Here is a 13949-nt window from a genome sequence, read left to right as displayed (position 1 = left end):
GAAGGGTTTTGTCATGATTTCACTCGCCGACCTCCAGCGCCGCATTGAAGCCGGCGAGCTTTCTCCCGATGACGCCATCGCCCAGTCGCATGCAGCGATCGAGGCCAAAGAGAAGGGCGTTCACGCCTTCGTGCGTCATGACAAATCGGCGAAGGCGCAGGCCTCCGGCCCGCTGCGCGGCATCGCGGTCGGCATCAAGGACATCATCGACACCGCCAACATGCCGACCGAGATGGGCTCCGAGATCTACCGCGGCTGGCAGCCGCGCGCGGACGCGCCGGTCGTGATGATGCTGAAGCGGGCAGGGGCCACCATCATCGGCAAGACCACGACCACGGCGTTCGCCTCGCGCGATCCGACCCCGACGCTCAATCCGCACAATCCCGGCCATACCCCGGGCGGCTCGTCCTCGGGTTCGGCGGCAGCCGTCGGCGCCGGCATGATCCCGCTGGCGCTGGGCACCCAGACCGGCGGCTCGGTGATCCGCCCCGCCGCCTATTGCGGTGCTGCCGCGATCAAGCCGTCGTTCCGGATGCTGCCGACGATCGGCGTGAAGTGCTATTCGTGGGCGCTCGACACGGTCGGCCTGTTCGGATCGCGCGCCGAAGACCTCGCGCGCGGATTGCTGGCGATGACCGGCCGCACCGAATTCTCCGGCATCGTGCCGGCCAAGGCGCCGCGCATCGGCGTGGTCAGGCAGGAGTTCGCCGAGGCCGTGGAGCCGGCGGCCGAGCAGGGCTTGCAGGCCGCGATCAAGGCGGCCGAGAAGGCCGGCGCCAGCGTCAAGATCATCGATTTGCCCGAGTCGGTGCAGGAAGCCTGGCGCATCCATCCCATCATCCAGGATTTCGAGGCGCATCGCGCGCTCGCCTGGGAGTTTTCGGAACATCACGACGAGATCGCGCCGATGCTGCGCGCCAGCCTCGACGAGACCGTCGGACTGACGCCGAAGGAATATGACGACGCACGCCGGGTCGCGCGTCGTGGCCGCCGCGACCTCAGCGAACTGTTCGATGGATTCGACGTGCTGCTGACCTATTCGGCGCCGGGCACCGCGCCGGCCAAGGAACTCGCCTCGACCGGCTCGCCCCGCTATAACCGGCTGTGGACGCTGATGGGCAATCCGTGCGTCGCCGTGCCGGTGATGAAGGTCGGCGGCCTGCCGATCGGCGTGCAGGTGATCGCGCGTTTCGGCAACGATCCCGCGGCGCTCGCGGCGGCGTGGTTCCTGGAGGATGCGCTGGCGCGAGCATGAGCGTGTGCCTCAACTTTATGTGAGCGGATCCAACCGTGCCGCGGCCCGGCCGACCAACTGAATTCATGACTCTCCCGCACCGACAGGGTCCACGCGGCCCACAATTCTTCGCCGCGAGTGAAAGTCTCGGCGAGATCGTCGAGACCTGTTGTGATGTCGATCTTGCGGATGCCGCGACCGCCTGCGCGCGCACGATCAAGGTGCTGCCGACGACGTCGCCGGTCGTGATCGTGCATTATCGATCGCCGATGGCCTCGCAACGCGGAGCCTACAAGCGAACCGTCAATGGCATGCACACCCGTGCGGCGGCGCTGACGCCGAGTGGTCCGGTCGGTGTCGTGCTGGTGCGGCTGAAGCCCGAGGCGGCCGACCGCGTGCTCGGGGTCAGGCCGGCCGACCTGCTCGACGCCAGCGTCGAAATCTCCGACATCTTCGGCGACGACGTTGCCGCGCGGCTTGAAGAACGTCTCGCCGGGGCCGGCAGCGCGGCCGAGCGCGTCACTTGCATGCAGGGCTTTCTCGAGCAGAGGCGGAGGCCGTCACGCCTCGATCCGCTGGTTGCGCAGGCGATGCGAGCGATCAGGCGGAATCCGGCGATCTCGATGCGCGGCCTCGCCGATTACCTCGACATCGGCGAACGCAGCCTTCAGCGCCGCTTCAAGACCGAGACCGGTACCAGCGCCAAGCAGTTCGCGCGGATCGAGCGGATGCTGCAGGCGATCGCGGCCCGCCGGTCCGGCGCCGATTGGGCCGATGTCGCGCATGCGTGCGGATTCACCGACCAGGCGCATCTGATCCGCGACTTCCGCACTTTCGCGGGAAGCTCGCCGGAGATGTTCTGCCGGCGTGTCGCGACCGACAGGGTGCAGGGCTGGAACGAGGAACTCGCCTCGTCGGATTTTTACAATACGTTCGTCAGCTAGGCCGCTACCAGCGCGTCTCCAGACTTCGCAAGGAGACGCAAACATGTCGACAGAATTCGCCCGCGGCACTCGGCTGCGCAATGCATTCAACAAGGAGACGTTTGTCTTCTCCGGACTGCTCGACAACCGTGACGTCGCACGTTTCGGCGTGATCCTCGAAAAGGGCGGCTCGGGCGGCGGCAACGCGCTCGTGCATGTGCATCCCGGCGCGGACGAGCATTTTGCGGTGAAGAGCGGTCGCGTCAAATTCGTCGTCGACGGGCGCGAGCAAGTGGTGGAGGCCAGCGGCAGCGTGACCGTGCCACGTGGCAGACCGCATTATTTCGCCAATGCCGGCGACGGTAACGCCGAGCTCGAGGTCTCCTTCACGCCGGCGCAGCAGCATCTGCGCTTCTTCGCCAATTTCGTCACGCTCACGATGAAGCAGCCCACATGGTTCTCCAGCGCCGGCGATCCGAACGTCCTGCTGATCGCGTTGGTGCTGCACGCCTATCGCGATCACATGTATCTGGCTGGCGTACCGATCTGGCTGCAAAAACTGCTGTTCGCCGTGCTTGCGCCGATCGCGCGCCTTGCCGGCTACCGGTTGGCGATCGAGCCGCTGCGCGAGGCGCCGGCGCCCGCAAGGTCGGGCTTTGCCGGGTAGGCGAGGGATCAGACCAGTGCCGGCTCGGCTCGCGCGGGCGCAGCATCTTGTGTCGCGGTCGTGCCTTGCCCGAGCCAGCGCTCGGCAGCGTGACGACCGCTCCGGTGCAGCAGGCGGATGAAGCCGCGGCCGAAATCGGTGGACGAGCGCTGCGCCAGGCCGTCGACGGAGTCTTCGGCCGCGATCCTGAACAGGCGCAGCGATGAGGCGGCCTGCGCCTGCGCCCATTCGATTGCCGCGATCTCCGCGTTGAGGACGGCATTGGCCGCGATCTGGTCGAGCCGGCGGTCGATCGCGGCGAGCGTGATCGGCACGAAGCTATCGCGCGCCGGCGTGACCTGGACCAGCAGAACGTCGGTCGCCGTGGTTTCCCGCGCCAGGCGCAGCAGCGGCGGATTGCCGCCAAGGCCGCCATCCCAATAGGCTTCGCCATCGATCTCGACGGCGCAGTGGACCAGCGGCGGGCAGGTCGAGGCCAGCGCGACGTCGGCGGTGATGTCATCGTTGCCAAAGATCTGCTGCTGTCCGTCGCGGATTCGCGTCGCCGCGATCAGCAGTTTGGGGCACGCCGCCTCGCGCAAGGCCGCGAAGTTGATGTCGCGCGACAGCGCACGCCTGAGCGGATCGAGGTCGAACGGATCGAACTGGCCGGAGCGCAGCGTCGGTCCGAACGCGACCGAACTTCCCGCTGCCGAGAAGCCACCGACCAGCATCAGCGAGCGGAACGAGGCCTCGTGCATCAGGCGGATCCAGAACCGGTTCAGCCGGTTGCGGGCCGCTTCGCGGCCGCCCTCGGCGAGGCCGCACGCGAGCAGGAGCGCGTTGATGGCGCCGGCGCTGGCGCCGCTGATCGTGTCGATCTCGATGTCAGGTTCTTCCAGCAGTCGCTCCAGCACGCCCCAGGTGAAGGCCGCGAAGGTGCCGCCGCCCTGAAGCGCCAGCGACAGTTTTCGCGGCGGCCATTGGTCGGAGCGGACGGGGGCGAGCGGCGCAGCGGTGATGGCGATCTCGATCGTCACAGGAACTTGCGCGACGGGATCGGGTGCCGGCGCAGGCGGCATAATGGGCACCGGGTTTGCTGCGGGCGGCGGCGCGGGCGCGTCGGACCAGATGTTGGTCGCCGAGAGCAGTTGGCTCGCCGCCGTGCGCGCGGCACCTTGCGAGTCCCCGTCGATATGCGTGCCGACAAACTTCTCGCTCATTCTGAGCAACCGCGTGACGCCATTTCCACCGTCAGGATGACAGGCATGGAACCTGTTCGCCACTCCGGCCGCGTGCAGGCGGCGAGTTGCGAACAGGTTTGGCATATAATGCAGAAGGGCCGCGGCGATATCCGTAGATGCCCGGCTCAGGCCTTCTCGCCGATCCGGCTTTCCTTGCCTGATTGCAGCCGCTTGATGTTCTCGCGATGCGCATAGAACAGCAGCAGCGTCAGCACCGCCGCGAGCGCCGAGAGGGCGAGGTGGCCGAACCACCACAGGAACAGCGGCGTGATGAACGACGCCACCAGCGCCGAAAGCGAGGAATAGCGGGTGGTGAAGGCCGTCGCCAGCCAGAGCACGCAGAACACCAGTGCGGCCGGCCAGAACAGTCCGAGCAGGATGCCGATATAGACGGCGACGCCCTTGCCGCCTTTAAACTTGAGCCAGACCGGGAAGAGATGGCCGAGGAAGGCGCCGAGCCCGGCCAGCATCGCGGCATTGGGGCCGCCAATGTAGCCGGCGATCACCACGGCGACGGTGCCCTTGAGTGCGTCGAGCAGCAGGGTGCCCGCGGCCAGGCTCTTGCGGCCCGTGCGCAGGACATTGGTGGCGCCGATGCTGCCGGAGCCGATCGAACGGATATCCTGCGTGCCGGCAAGCTTCGTCAGGATCAGCCCGAACGGAATCGAGCCGAGCAGGTAGCCGATGACGAAGGCCACCGGCAGGAATGCTTCAGGCGCCATGGGCGTCTCTCCAAATTGAACCGAGACGCCGCGCATCAATTCGCACGTCAGACATGTTCGAAGACCGTCCGTCCGCCGACAATGGTACGCACCACGCGGCCCGTAAAGCGCGCTTCGTCGAACGGAGTGTTCTTGCAGGGCGATTTGAGATCGGCGGGATCGACCACCCAGGGCACATCAGGATCGATCACGATGACGTCGGCAGGCGCTCCGTTGCGCAGTGTTCCACCCGGCAGGCCCAGGATCTCGGCCGGCCGGGTCGACATTGCCCGGATCAGCGTCTTCAGGCTCATCTCGTCATTGTGCACGAGGCGAAGGCCCGCCGGCAGCATGGTTTCGAGCCCGATGGCGCCGGATGCCGCTTCGGCGAACGGCAGGCGCTTGACCTCGACGTCCTGCGGATTGTGGTCGGACATGATGACGTCGATAAGACCGGACGCCACGGCCGCGACCAGCGCGCGGCGGTCGTCCTCGGTGCGCAGCGGCGGCGACAGCTTCAGGAACGAGCGGTAGGGGCCGATATCGTTCTCGTTCAGCGCAAGATGATTGATCGAGGCCGAGGCGGTCACGGCGAGGCCGGCGTCGCGGGCGCGCTTCAGCACGTCAAGAGAGTCGATGCAGGTCAGCGACGCCGCGTGATAGCGCCCGCCCGTCAGCGCGACGAGGCGCATGTCGCGCTCCAGCATCACGGCCTCGGCGGCATTCGGGATGCCCATCAGGCCGAGCCGCGAGGCAAACTCGCCCTCGTTCATCACGCCTTCGCCGACGAGATCGGGATCCTCGGTGTAATGCACGATCAGCGCGTCGAAATCGCGCGCGTAGGTGAGGGCGCGGCGCATCACCTGCGCATTGGTCACGCTCTTGTCGCTGTCGCTGAAGGCGATCGCGCCGGCGGCCTTGAGCAGGCCGAACTCGGTCATCTCCTCGCCGTGCATGCCCTTGGTCAGCGCCGCCATCGGCTGGATGTTGACGATCGCGGTGTCGCGGGCGCGGCGCATCACGAAGTCGACGGTCGCCGAATTGTCGATCACCGGAGACGTATCGGGCTGGCAGATGATGGTGGTGATGCCGCCGGTCGCGGCCGCCTGGCTCGCGGACGCAAAGGTCTCGCGATGGCTGAAGCCGGGCTCGCCGACGAAGGCGCGCATGTCGATCAGGCCGGGGGCCACGACCTTGCCGGCGCAATTGACGACGTCGGTGCCCTCGGGGACGCCGGCCGCACCAATGCCGCGGCGGGTCTCGCGGATGACGCCATCGGCAATCAGGACATCGCCGGGGCCGTCGAAGTCCCTGGAGGGGTCGACGACGCGGGCGTTGGCGAGCAGGATGGGGCGGCGGTCAGTCAGCATGAGCATCACGCGTTCGGCAAATTGCGGGCGAGCGCTTCGAGCACGGCCATGCGCACGGCGACGCCCATCTCGACCTGTTCGCGGATCAGCGATTGCGCGCCGTCGGCGACCGCGGTGTCGATCTCGACGCCGCGGTTCATGGGGCCGGGATGCATCACGAGCGCGTCCGGCTTGGCGTAAGCGAGCTTCTTCTGGTCGAGCCCGAAATAGTGGAAATATTCCGAGGTCGACGGCACGAAGGAGCCGTTCATGCGCTCGCGCTGGAGCCGTAGCATCATGACGATGTCGGCGCCATTGAGGCCCTCGCGCATGTCGCGCGCCACCTCGACGCCCATCCGCTCGATGCCGGGCGGCAGCAGGGTGGAGGGACCGACGACGCGGACGCGGGCGCCCATGGTGTTGAGCAGGATGATGTTGGAGCGGGCGACGCGCGAATGCAGCACGTCGCCGCAGATCGCGACCACGAGACCTTCGATCCGGCCCTTGTTGCGGCGGATCGTGAGCGCGTCGAGCAGGGCCTGGGTCGGATGCTCGTGCGCGCCGTCGCCGGCATTGATCACGGAACCGTCGACCTTGCGGGCCAGCAGTTCCACCGCGCCGGAGGCGTGATGCCGGACCACCAGGATATCCGGGTGCATGGCGTTCAGCGTCATCGCGGTGTCGACCAGCGTCTCGCCCTTCTTGATGGACGAGGAGGACACCGACATGTTCATGACGTCGGCACCGAGGCGCTTTCCCGCAAGTTCGAACGAGGACTGGGTCCTGGTCGAGGCCTCGAAGAACAGGTTCACCTGCGTCCGTCCACGCAGGACGGTGCGCTTCTTGTCAACCTGGCGGTTGAGCTCGACATATTCTTCGGACAGGTCGAGCAGGCCGGTGATGTCGGCCGCGGAAAGGCCCTCGATGCCCAGCAAATGCCGGTGGCCGAGGACGAAGGTCGATTTGGATGTCATTAAAGCGAGAGCTATAGGCGGGGATGGCGGGGGAGCAAGGGCCAATACCGGGGCGGGGAGTTATCCCCTGATCTGTCGATTTTGCCGCTGGGGCGTGGCCTCTCCGTCATGCCCGGGCTTGTCCCGGGCATCCACGTTCTTCTATCGCATTTGACGCAAAAGGGCGTGGTCGGCCGGGACAAGCCCGGCCATGATGGCGAGGAAAAATTCCGGTGAAATTACTTATGGCAGCAATTGTTGCGGCTAGCGTCATCTCGCCGACCCACGCCCAATGGCTGCCCGGCGGCTTCGTCTATCTGCGCGACGTCGATCCCACCATCGTCCAGGACATCCGCTACGCCACCGCGAACAATTTCGTCGGCCGTCCGCTCGCGGGCTACGGCGCCGGCGAGTGCGTGGTGAAGCGCGAGGTCGGGTTGCGGCTGAAGGCGGTCCAGCAGGAGCTGGCCGCGCAAAATCTGTCGCTGAAAATGTTCGACTGCTACCGGCCGGCGCGGGCCTCGCTCGACATGGTGAGATGGTCGCAGAACGGCCACGAGACCGCCGCGGAGCGGCGCTACAATCCCAAAATTCCCAAGACCGAGCTGTTCCGCCTCGGCTACATCGCGAGCCGCTCGCAGCATTCCACCGGCGCGGCGCTCGATCTGACGCTGGTCGATCTCAGGGCCGACAATTCCGGCAAATACGATCCGTCGAAAACCTATGCCGACTGCACGGCGCCGGTTGAGGCGCGGCTGCCTGAGGGCAGCGTCGACATGGGCACCGGCTACGACTGCACCGACACGAAAGGCCATACCGCGGCACCATCGATCACGCCGGAGCAACGCGCCTGGCGCAGGCGGCTGGTGGCTGCAATGGCGAAGCAAGGCTTTGTGAACTATTCGAAGGAGTGGTGGCATTTTTCCCTGCCAGGGGCGGGCGGGGCAGCCTATGATTTCCCGATTACGCCGCGACGGAACTGAGTCCGCGCCGCAAGAAAGCGCCATGACTGACCCCAGCCTTGCGACCGACCAGGTCTTCAATCCCCCGCCGCTAACCGAGACGCCCACGCCGCCGCGCGTCTGGAAATTCTGGGGCACGGCGCTGTGGGGCCTGTTCATCTTTGCCGCGATGTTCGTCGGGCAGATCGGCGGCGTCGCCCTGCTGGTCGCGTTGCGCGGCCTGCCGATGGACCTTGCCTCGGTCCAGCTCGTCGGCCGCGAGCCGCAGGCGCTCGCGCTGTCGGTGACCATGGGCCTGCCGGCGACGCTTGCCGCGGTGTGGCTCGCCATCCGCATCAAGAAGGCGTCCTTCGTCGACTATCTCGCGCTGCATTGGCCGTCCTGGAAGCAGCTGCTGCTCGGGGCCGTCGGGCTCATCCTGATCGTGGTGGCCTGGGAGACGATATCGCGAAGCCTCGGACGCGAGGCGACACCCGGCTTCATGACCGATCTGCTGAAAACGGGGCGGGACAAAGGTGCCGCTGCGCTGCTGCTGTTCGCCTTCAGCGTGGCCGCGCCGATGTCGGAAGAAGTTCTGGCGCGCGGCTTCCTCTATCGCGGCTGGTCGGCGAGCTTCCTGCGCGTTCCCGGCGCGATCATCCTGTCGTCGCTGCTGTGGACGGTCGTGCATCTGCAGTACGACATGTATTTCCTGGCCGAAGTCTTCACCATCGGCTTGTGGTTCGGCTACATGCGCTATCGCGCTGGTTCGCTCTGGCTCACGATCATACTGCACGCGCTGAACAATATGACTGCGGTGGTGCTGACGATGTGGCTGGGGAACTGAGGCGGCTGCCTCACGCCACCAGCGCGATCGCGATCGGCATCGTGATCGCCGCCAGAATCGTCTGCAGCGTGATGATCTGCGCCAGCAGCGGGGCGTCGCCGCCCATCTGGCGGGCCAGCACATAGGCGCTGGGGGAGGTCGGCACCGCAGCGCAGATCGCGACGATGGCGAGGCTGTTGCCGGACAGACCAAACCACACGGCGAGCGCCAGCGCGAGCACGGGCATCAGCACCAGCTTGAACGTCACGCCGAGCGTTGCGCCCAGGCTGGGGTGGAACAGGCCCTTGAGCTGCAGGCCCGCGCCGGTGACGAGCAGCCCTATCGCGAGCGAGGAACGGCCGAGCGCGTCGGCGACCTCATGCCAGATTTTCGGCAGCGGCAAATGGACGACGTTGATGACAAGGCCGATGACGCAGGCCCAGATCAGGGGATTGCGGATCACCGTCATGACGATGGCGCGCGCGGACTGCTTTTCGGGCGAGGCATAGTGCGCGAGCACGGCGACGCTGAAGACGTTGACCAGCGGAATGATTGCGACCATCGCCACCGAGGCCAGCGCCAGCCCGACATCGCCGTACAGATTGGCCGACACCGACAGCGCCACATAGGTCTGCCAGCGCGTCGCGCCCTGGAAGATCGAGGTGAAGGCGGGACCGTCGATGTCGAGCCGGGCGAGAGCCGGGCGGAGCGCGAGGCAGAGCAGGGACATCACCAGCGCCGACAGCAGCAGCGCGCCGCCGACACCGGCGACCGGCACTTTGGTGAGGTCGGCCTTCACCAGCGTCTGGACCAGAAGCATCGGAAACAGCACGTAATAGGTCAGCCGTTCCAGCCCGTGCCATTGCGTGTCCAGCCGCATCAGGCTGTGCCGGAGCACCACGCCGAGCACGATGAGGATGAAGACCGGGAGCAGCGCCGCGATCACGACGGCCATGGATCAGATGGCCCCCGGGCTGGCGCGCAGATTGGCGAGCCGGTCGAGCGCACCTTGCAGGATGAAGATCGCGGCGTGCTCGTCGATCACCTCGGCGCGTTTGGCGCGGCTGACATCCATCCCGATCAGCTCGCGCTCGACGGCCGCGGTCGAAAGACGCTCGTCCCACAGGCCGATCGGGAGCGCGGTCAGCCCGGCGAGATTGCGGGCAAACGCCCGGGTCGATTGCGCGCGCGGGCCCTCGCTGCCGTCCATGTTGATGGGCAGGCCAAGCACGAAGCCGACCGCCTTGCGCTCGGCCGCGATCGCAAGCAGCCGGGCGGCATCTTGCTTGAACGCCTTGCGCTGAATCGTCTCGACGCCGGTCGCGAGCCGGCGGTCCGGATTGGATACGGCGACGCCGATGGTTTTTGTGCCGAGATCAAGGCCGACCAACCCGCCGCGCTCGGGCCAGTGGGTTGCAGCATCGACGAGAGGCAGGATAAGAGCCGGCATGGTTTAGCGCATATCACGCGGTGCGCTGCGGAGTGAACCGGGAACATGGATGCGCTGACACTATTCGGCCTGTTTGCCGTGACGGCAATGCTGGTCTGCTATGCCCTCGAGGATCGCAGCCACTGGTTCGTTCTGCTGTTCGCAATGTCCTGTGCGCTCGGCTCGGCCTACGGCTTCCTGCAGGGCGCCTGGCCGTTCGGCGTGGTCGAGGCGATCTGGGCCTTGGTTGCGCTGCGGCGATGGGCGATCAGGCCGCGATGACCTCGTCATTGCCTTTCAGGCAGGATACGAACCCGCCGAGCGCGCTGTATTGATGTCCGGCACTGCGCTGGATGAAGAGCGTCTCGACGCGCGCGTGCGGGGGCTCAACGCGTGGATCGACACGCTGCCGTTCATCGCGCTGCGCTCGACGACGGCGCGCGGCAGCAGCGTGACGCCCATGTCGGCGGCCACGCAGCCGATCATGCCGTCGAGCGTGCCGAGTTCGAAGCGTGCCGCCGAGGGCCAGCCGAACTCGACGAAGATCTGTTCGAGACGCTGGCGGTAGGTGCAGCCGGTGCGGAACACCAGGGCGGTCGGACCGGACTCCGGCGTTCCGGCGCGCAGCTCGGCGAGCGAGCTCCAGCGCCGCGCGCTGACCAGCACCAGCTCTTCGCGGAAGGCACTGGTCGCGGTGAGGTCGGCATGCGCGATGGGACCGGCGACGAAGGCGCCGTCGAATGTACCTTCAAGTACGCCGGCGACGAGGTCCGCGGTGGTTGCCGTGCGCAGGCTCAGCCGCACGGCCGGGAAGCGGCGGTGGAAATCGGCCAGCAGGGGCGGCAGCCGAACGGCCGCGGTCGTCTCCATCGAACCGATCGCCAGCGGCCCTTCGGCTCGCCATCGTCGCGCGCGGCGAGCACGGCCTCGCGCGACAGCGCCGCCATCCGCTGCGCGTAAGGCAAAAGCCGCTTGCCGGCGCCGGTCAGCGTCATGCCGCGGCTATGGCGTTCGAACAGCGGCGTGCCGATCTCGGCCTCCAGCGCCTTGACGCGCTGGGTGACGTTGGATTGCACCGTGTTGAGCTCTTCGGCGGCGCGCGTGATGCCGCCGGTGCGGGCGACCGCGGCGAAGGTCTGGATATCGCTGAGTTCCATAGAGACGTCGTTTCGCTTTTGTGATGGCAGCGTTCGCGATAATTCATTTTTCGAGAATGCTAGCCGCGCGTAGTCTTGCTGTCCAGACAGGAGGATCCATGCCGATCGGGACGCCGCTGACCACGTTGCTGGAGATCACCCATCCGATTCTGCTGGCACCGATGGACGTCGTTGCCGGCAGCCGGCTGGTGACGGCCGTGAGCGGTGCGGGCGGCTTCGGTATTCTTGGCGGCGGCTATGGCGAACGGGAATGGCTGGAGCGGGAGAGCGCGAAACTCGCCGGCTTGTCAGCGCCGTTCGGGATCGGCTTCATCACCTGGAGTCTCGCCAGCCAGCCCGGGCTTCTCGACATCGCGCTCGCAGCAAAGCCATCGGCGATCATGTTGTCGTTCGGAGATCCGGCGCCGTTCGCGAGAAAGATCAAGTCCGCGGGTGCGCGGCTGATCTGTCAGGTGCAGGACGAAGCGATGGCGCGGCAGGCGCTCGGCGCCGGAGCCGACATTCTGATCGCACAAGGCACGGAGGCGGGCGGTCACGGGGCCTCCCGCACCACGATCGATCTCGTGCCCGCGATCGTCGATCTTGCGGCCGGCCGCGCGCCGGTGGTCGCGGCGGGCGGCCTTGCCGACGGGCGCGGGCTCGCCGCCATGATGATGCTGGGCGCGAGTGGTGTGCTGCTCGGCACGCGCTTCTATGCGAGCCAGGAGGCCGATGGCGCGCAGGACGCCAAGCGTCGCATCTGTGCGGCAAACAGTGGCTCGACCGTGCGCGGCATCATCTTCGATCTCTCGCGTAACAATGTCTGGCCGGCGCCGTTCACGGGACGGTGTCTGGTCAACGACCACGCCAGACGCTGGATCGGGCGCGAGGTCGAGCTGATGCAGAATGTCGCCGTAGTCGCAGAGGAGTATGCGGCTGCGAAGGCGACCGGCAATTTCGACGTGGCCGCAGTGATCGCGGGCGAGGCGGTCGGCTTGATCCATGATATTCCACCGGCGGCCGAGATCGTCGAACGGATTGCATCCGAGGCCGAGCAGCTTCTGGCCGGTCGGCGCAACTCCACTGTTTCGCTCGCCTGAACCAAGAGAGACACACCATGTGGCCTGACCGTCGACTGATCGACCTCTTCAAGACCGAATTTCCGATCGTGCTGGCGCCGATGGCCGGCGTGATGGATGCGGAACTGGTGATCGCCGTCGCGGAGGGCGGCGGGCTCGGCTCGCTGCCGAGCGCGATGCTGTCGCCGGAGAAGGCGCGCGAGCAGGTCAACATCATTCGCCAGCGCGTGAAGGCGCCGGTGAACATGAATTTCTTCTGCCACACGCCGGTCGAACTCACGGCCGAAGCCGAGGCGCGCTGGAAGCAGCGGCTCGCGGGTTATTACACCGAGCACGGTCTCGATGCCGCAGCGCCGATCAACGCGGCAAACCGCGCGCCGTTCGACGCCTCTTTCTGCGAGGTCGTCGAGGAGTTGAAGCCGGAAATCGTCAGCTTCCATTTCGGCCTGCCCGACGCATCGCTGCTCAAGCGCGTCAAGGCGGCCGGCTGTCTCGTGATCTCGTCGGCCACGACGGTGAAGGAAGCCGTCTGGCTCGAACAGCACGGCGTCGATGCCGTGATCGCGCAAGGCGCCGAAGCCGGCGGCCACCGCGGCATGTTCCTGACCGACAGGATCTCCGAGCAGCCCGGCACGTTCGCGCTGGTGCCGCAGGTCGCCGATGCGGTGAAGGTGCCGGTGATCGCGGCCGGCGGCATCGCGGACGGGCGCGGCATCGCAGCCGCCTTCGCACTCGGTGCCTCCGGTGTGCAGATCGGCAGCGCCTATCTGCGCTGTCCGGAATCCAAGGTCAGCGCGGGTGGGCGCAAGGCGCTCGCCGAGGCGCAGGACGATTCCACCGTCATCACCAATGTGATGACCGGGCGACCGGCGCGCGGTGTCCAAAACCGCCTGATGCGCGAGGCTGGGCCGATCTCAGTGGACGCGCCGCCATTTCCCCATGCCGCGACGGCGCTGGGGCCGCTGAAGGCGGCGGCCGAAAAGCAGGGCAAGGTGGATTTCACCAATCTCTGGGCCGGACAGGCCGTCGCCCTCGGCCGCGAGGTCCCGGCGGCCGAATTGACCCGGGATCTCGCCAAATCGGCCCTGGCCCGCATGAAAGCACTCGCTGGATAGGTGTCTCCGCCGGTTGCGGCGCAAAACCGGCCTCTGCTATACGGCACATGGGTTTTGCCGTGAGAGGCCTTATATAATGTCCGTCGACGCCGCTACCGTCCGCCGCATCGCGCATCTCGCGCGCATTGCGGTTTCCGAGGACGAGGTTCCGCATCTGCAGGGCGAGCTCAACGCCATGCTCGCCTTCGTCGAGCAGCTCTCGGAGGTCAATGTCGAGGGCGTGGAGCCGATGACCTCGGTCACGCCGATGCAGATGAAGAAGCGGCCGGACGTGGTCAATGACGGCGGGATTGCCGACGATATCGTTGCCAACGCGCCTGCGACCGAGGGGCACTTCTTCCTGGTGCCCAAAGTTGTCGAGTAGGTTTTAGGA

At 66.7% G+C, this 13949-nt stretch carries 15 protein-coding genes and 1 pseudogene; 9 read left to right on the top strand and 7 right to left on the bottom strand.

The window, feature by feature from the left end; genetic code table 11:
• Window positions 1-13: 13 nt before the first annotated feature.
• From ACQ86E_RS33965 to ACQ86E_RS33955, 3 genes are all read left to right on the top strand, one after another.
• The gene (locus ACQ86E_RS33965) at window positions 14-1255 is read left to right on the top strand and encodes an amidase (RefSeq protein WP_431203633.1); all 1242 of its coding nucleotides are present in this window, start codon (window positions 14-16) and stop codon (window positions 1253-1255) included.
• A gap of 65 nt (window positions 1256-1320) precedes the next feature.
• Entirely contained in the window at window positions 1321-2178 is an 858-nt protein-coding gene (locus tag ACQ86E_RS33960) for a helix-turn-helix domain-containing protein (RefSeq protein ID WP_431203632.1), read from the top strand.
• A 43-nt stretch (window positions 2179-2221) separates the two neighbouring features.
• Window positions 2222-2824 carry a cupin domain-containing protein gene (locus ACQ86E_RS33955; RefSeq protein ID WP_431203631.1) on the top strand — a complete coding sequence of 201 codons (603 nt, stop codon included), beginning with the start codon at window positions 2222-2224 and terminating at the stop codon, window positions 2822-2824.
• 8 nt (window positions 2825-2832) lie between these two features.
• Here ACQ86E_RS33955 and ACQ86E_RS33950 read toward each other — a convergent pair whose 3' ends face one another.
• The 4 genes from ACQ86E_RS33950 to ACQ86E_RS33935 all read right to left on the bottom strand — a co-directional run bounded on the left by ACQ86E_RS33950 (window position 2833) and on the right by ACQ86E_RS33935 (window position 7071).
• Complete coding sequence (locus tag ACQ86E_RS33950; RefSeq protein ID WP_431203630.1) at window positions 2833-4026, bottom strand: patatin-like phospholipase family protein; 1194 nt, start codon at window positions 4024-4026, stop codon at window positions 2833-2835.
• A gap of 146 nt (window positions 4027-4172) precedes the next feature.
• A complete protein-coding gene (gene plsY, locus ACQ86E_RS33945; protein WP_431203629.1) occupies window positions 4173-4769 on the bottom strand; it encodes a glycerol-3-phosphate 1-O-acyltransferase PlsY in 597 nt (198 codons plus the stop codon).
• Window positions 4770-4816: 47 nt separating this feature from the next.
• Window positions 4817-6118 carry a dihydroorotase gene (locus ACQ86E_RS33940; protein ID WP_431206632.1) on the bottom strand — a complete coding sequence of 434 codons (1302 nt, stop codon included), beginning with the start codon at window positions 6116-6118 and terminating at the stop codon, window positions 4817-4819.
• A gap of 5 nt (window positions 6119-6123) precedes the next feature.
• Window positions 6124-7071, bottom strand: coding sequence for an aspartate carbamoyltransferase catalytic subunit (locus tag ACQ86E_RS33935; RefSeq protein ID WP_143845774.1), 948 nt, complete (start codon window positions 7069-7071; stop codon window positions 6124-6126).
• 224 nt (window positions 7072-7295) lie between these two features.
• On the opposite strand from ACQ86E_RS33935, the gene ACQ86E_RS33930 reads away from it, so the two are divergent.
• Window positions 7296-8033, top strand: coding sequence for a M15 family metallopeptidase (locus tag ACQ86E_RS33930; protein WP_431203628.1), 738 nt, complete (start codon window positions 7296-7298; stop codon window positions 8031-8033).
• A gap of 22 nt (window positions 8034-8055) precedes the next feature.
• Window positions 8056-8838 carry a lysostaphin resistance A-like protein gene (locus tag ACQ86E_RS33925; protein WP_431203627.1) on the top strand — a complete coding sequence of 261 codons (783 nt, stop codon included), beginning with the start codon at window positions 8056-8058 and terminating at the stop codon, window positions 8836-8838.
• Window positions 8839-8848: 10 nt separating this feature from the next.
• On the opposite strand, the gene ACQ86E_RS33920 is transcribed toward ACQ86E_RS33925, so the two are convergent.
• Both ACQ86E_RS33920 and ruvX read right to left on the bottom strand, forming a co-directional pair.
• The gene (locus ACQ86E_RS33920; protein WP_431203626.1) at window positions 8849-9772 is read right to left on the bottom strand and encodes an AEC family transporter; all 924 of its coding nucleotides are present in this window, start codon (window positions 9770-9772) and stop codon (window positions 8849-8851) included.
• A 3-nt stretch (window positions 9773-9775) separates the two neighbouring features.
• Window positions 9776-10267 (bottom strand): Holliday junction resolvase RuvX, encoded by a 492-nt coding sequence (gene ruvX, locus ACQ86E_RS33915; protein WP_431203625.1) that lies wholly within the window; start codon window positions 10265-10267, stop codon window positions 9776-9778.
• A gap of 45 nt (window positions 10268-10312) precedes the next feature.
• Here ruvX and ACQ86E_RS33910 point away from each other — a divergent pair, with 45 nt between their 5' ends.
• Window positions 10313-10528, top strand: a complete 216-nt coding sequence (locus tag ACQ86E_RS33910) for a hypothetical protein (protein WP_431203624.1) — start codon at window positions 10313-10315, stop codon at window positions 10526-10528.
• On the opposite strand, the pseudogene ACQ86E_RS33905 reads toward ACQ86E_RS33910, so the two are convergent.
• A pseudogene (locus ACQ86E_RS33905) lies at window positions 10515-11403 on the bottom strand (LysR substrate-binding domain-containing protein). The gene ACQ86E_RS33910 and the pseudogene ACQ86E_RS33905 overlap by 14 nt on opposite strands.
• Before the next feature lie 98 nt (window positions 11404-11501).
• Between ACQ86E_RS33905 and ACQ86E_RS33900 the strand changes: the two are divergent.
• From ACQ86E_RS33900 to gatC, 3 genes are all read left to right on the top strand, one after another.
• On the top strand, window positions 11502-12482 hold the full coding sequence (locus ACQ86E_RS33900; protein ID WP_431203623.1) for an NAD(P)H-dependent flavin oxidoreductase: 981 nt from the start codon (window positions 11502-11504) through the stop codon (window positions 12480-12482).
• A gap of 17 nt (window positions 12483-12499) precedes the next feature.
• Complete coding sequence (locus ACQ86E_RS33895; RefSeq protein WP_431203622.1) at window positions 12500-13576, top strand: NAD(P)H-dependent flavin oxidoreductase; 1077 nt, start codon at window positions 12500-12502, stop codon at window positions 13574-13576.
• Between the two features lie 76 nt (window positions 13577-13652).
• The gene (gatC, locus tag ACQ86E_RS33890; RefSeq protein ID WP_431203621.1) at window positions 13653-13940 is read left to right on the top strand and encodes an Asp-tRNA(Asn)/Glu-tRNA(Gln) amidotransferase subunit GatC; all 288 of its coding nucleotides are present in this window, start codon (window positions 13653-13655) and stop codon (window positions 13938-13940) included.
• Window positions 13941-13949 lie beyond the last annotated feature (9 nt).

The organism is Bradyrhizobium betae (genome assembly GCF_050632175.1).
Classification (GTDB): domain Bacteria; phylum Pseudomonadota; class Alphaproteobacteria; order Rhizobiales; family Xanthobacteraceae; genus Bradyrhizobium; species Bradyrhizobium betae_B.
The sequence above is the reverse complement of the archived record's forward strand: the minus strand, read 5'-3'. Positions and strand labels throughout refer to the sequence as shown.

Coding starts and splice junctions, on each gene's coding strand:
- ACQ86E_RS33965 (WP_431203633.1), top strand. CDS start 14: ATGATTTCACTCGCCGACCTCCAGCGCCGCATTGAAGCCGGCGAGCTT.
- ACQ86E_RS33960 (WP_431203632.1), top strand. CDS start 1,321: ATGACTCTCCCGCACCGACAGGGTCCACGCGGCCCACAATTCTTCGCC.
- ACQ86E_RS33955 (WP_431203631.1), top strand. CDS start 2,222: ATGTCGACAGAATTCGCCCGCGGCACTCGGCTGCGCAATGCATTCAAC.
- ACQ86E_RS33950 (WP_431203630.1), bottom strand. CDS start 4,026: ATGAGCGAGAAGTTTGTCGGCACGCATATCGACGGGGACTCGCAAGGT.
- plsY (WP_431203629.1), bottom strand. CDS start 4,769: ATGGCGCCTGAAGCATTCCTGCCGGTGGCCTTCGTCATCGGCTACCTG.
- ACQ86E_RS33940 (WP_431206632.1), bottom strand. CDS start 6,118: ATGCTGACTGACCGCCGCCCCATCCTGCTCGCCAACGCCCGCGTCGTC.
- ACQ86E_RS33935 (WP_143845774.1), bottom strand. CDS start 7,071: ATGACATCCAAATCGACCTTCGTCCTCGGCCACCGGCATTTGCTGGGC.
- ACQ86E_RS33930 (WP_431203628.1), top strand. CDS start 7,296: ATGGCAGCAATTGTTGCGGCTAGCGTCATCTCGCCGACCCACGCCCAA.
- ACQ86E_RS33925 (WP_431203627.1), top strand. CDS start 8,056: ATGACTGACCCCAGCCTTGCGACCGACCAGGTCTTCAATCCCCCGCCG.
- ACQ86E_RS33920 (WP_431203626.1), bottom strand. CDS start 9,772: ATGGCCGTCGTGATCGCGGCGCTGCTCCCGGTCTTCATCCTCATCGTG.
- ruvX (WP_431203625.1), bottom strand. CDS start 10,267: ATGCCGGCTCTTATCCTGCCTCTCGTCGATGCTGCAACCCACTGGCCC.
- ACQ86E_RS33910 (WP_431203624.1), top strand. CDS start 10,313: ATGGATGCGCTGACACTATTCGGCCTGTTTGCCGTGACGGCAATGCTG.
- ACQ86E_RS33900 (WP_431203623.1), top strand. CDS start 11,502: ATGCCGATCGGGACGCCGCTGACCACGTTGCTGGAGATCACCCATCCG.
- ACQ86E_RS33895 (WP_431203622.1), top strand. CDS start 12,500: ATGTGGCCTGACCGTCGACTGATCGACCTCTTCAAGACCGAATTTCCG.
- gatC (WP_431203621.1), top strand. CDS start 13,653: ATGTCCGTCGACGCCGCTACCGTCCGCCGCATCGCGCATCTCGCGCGC.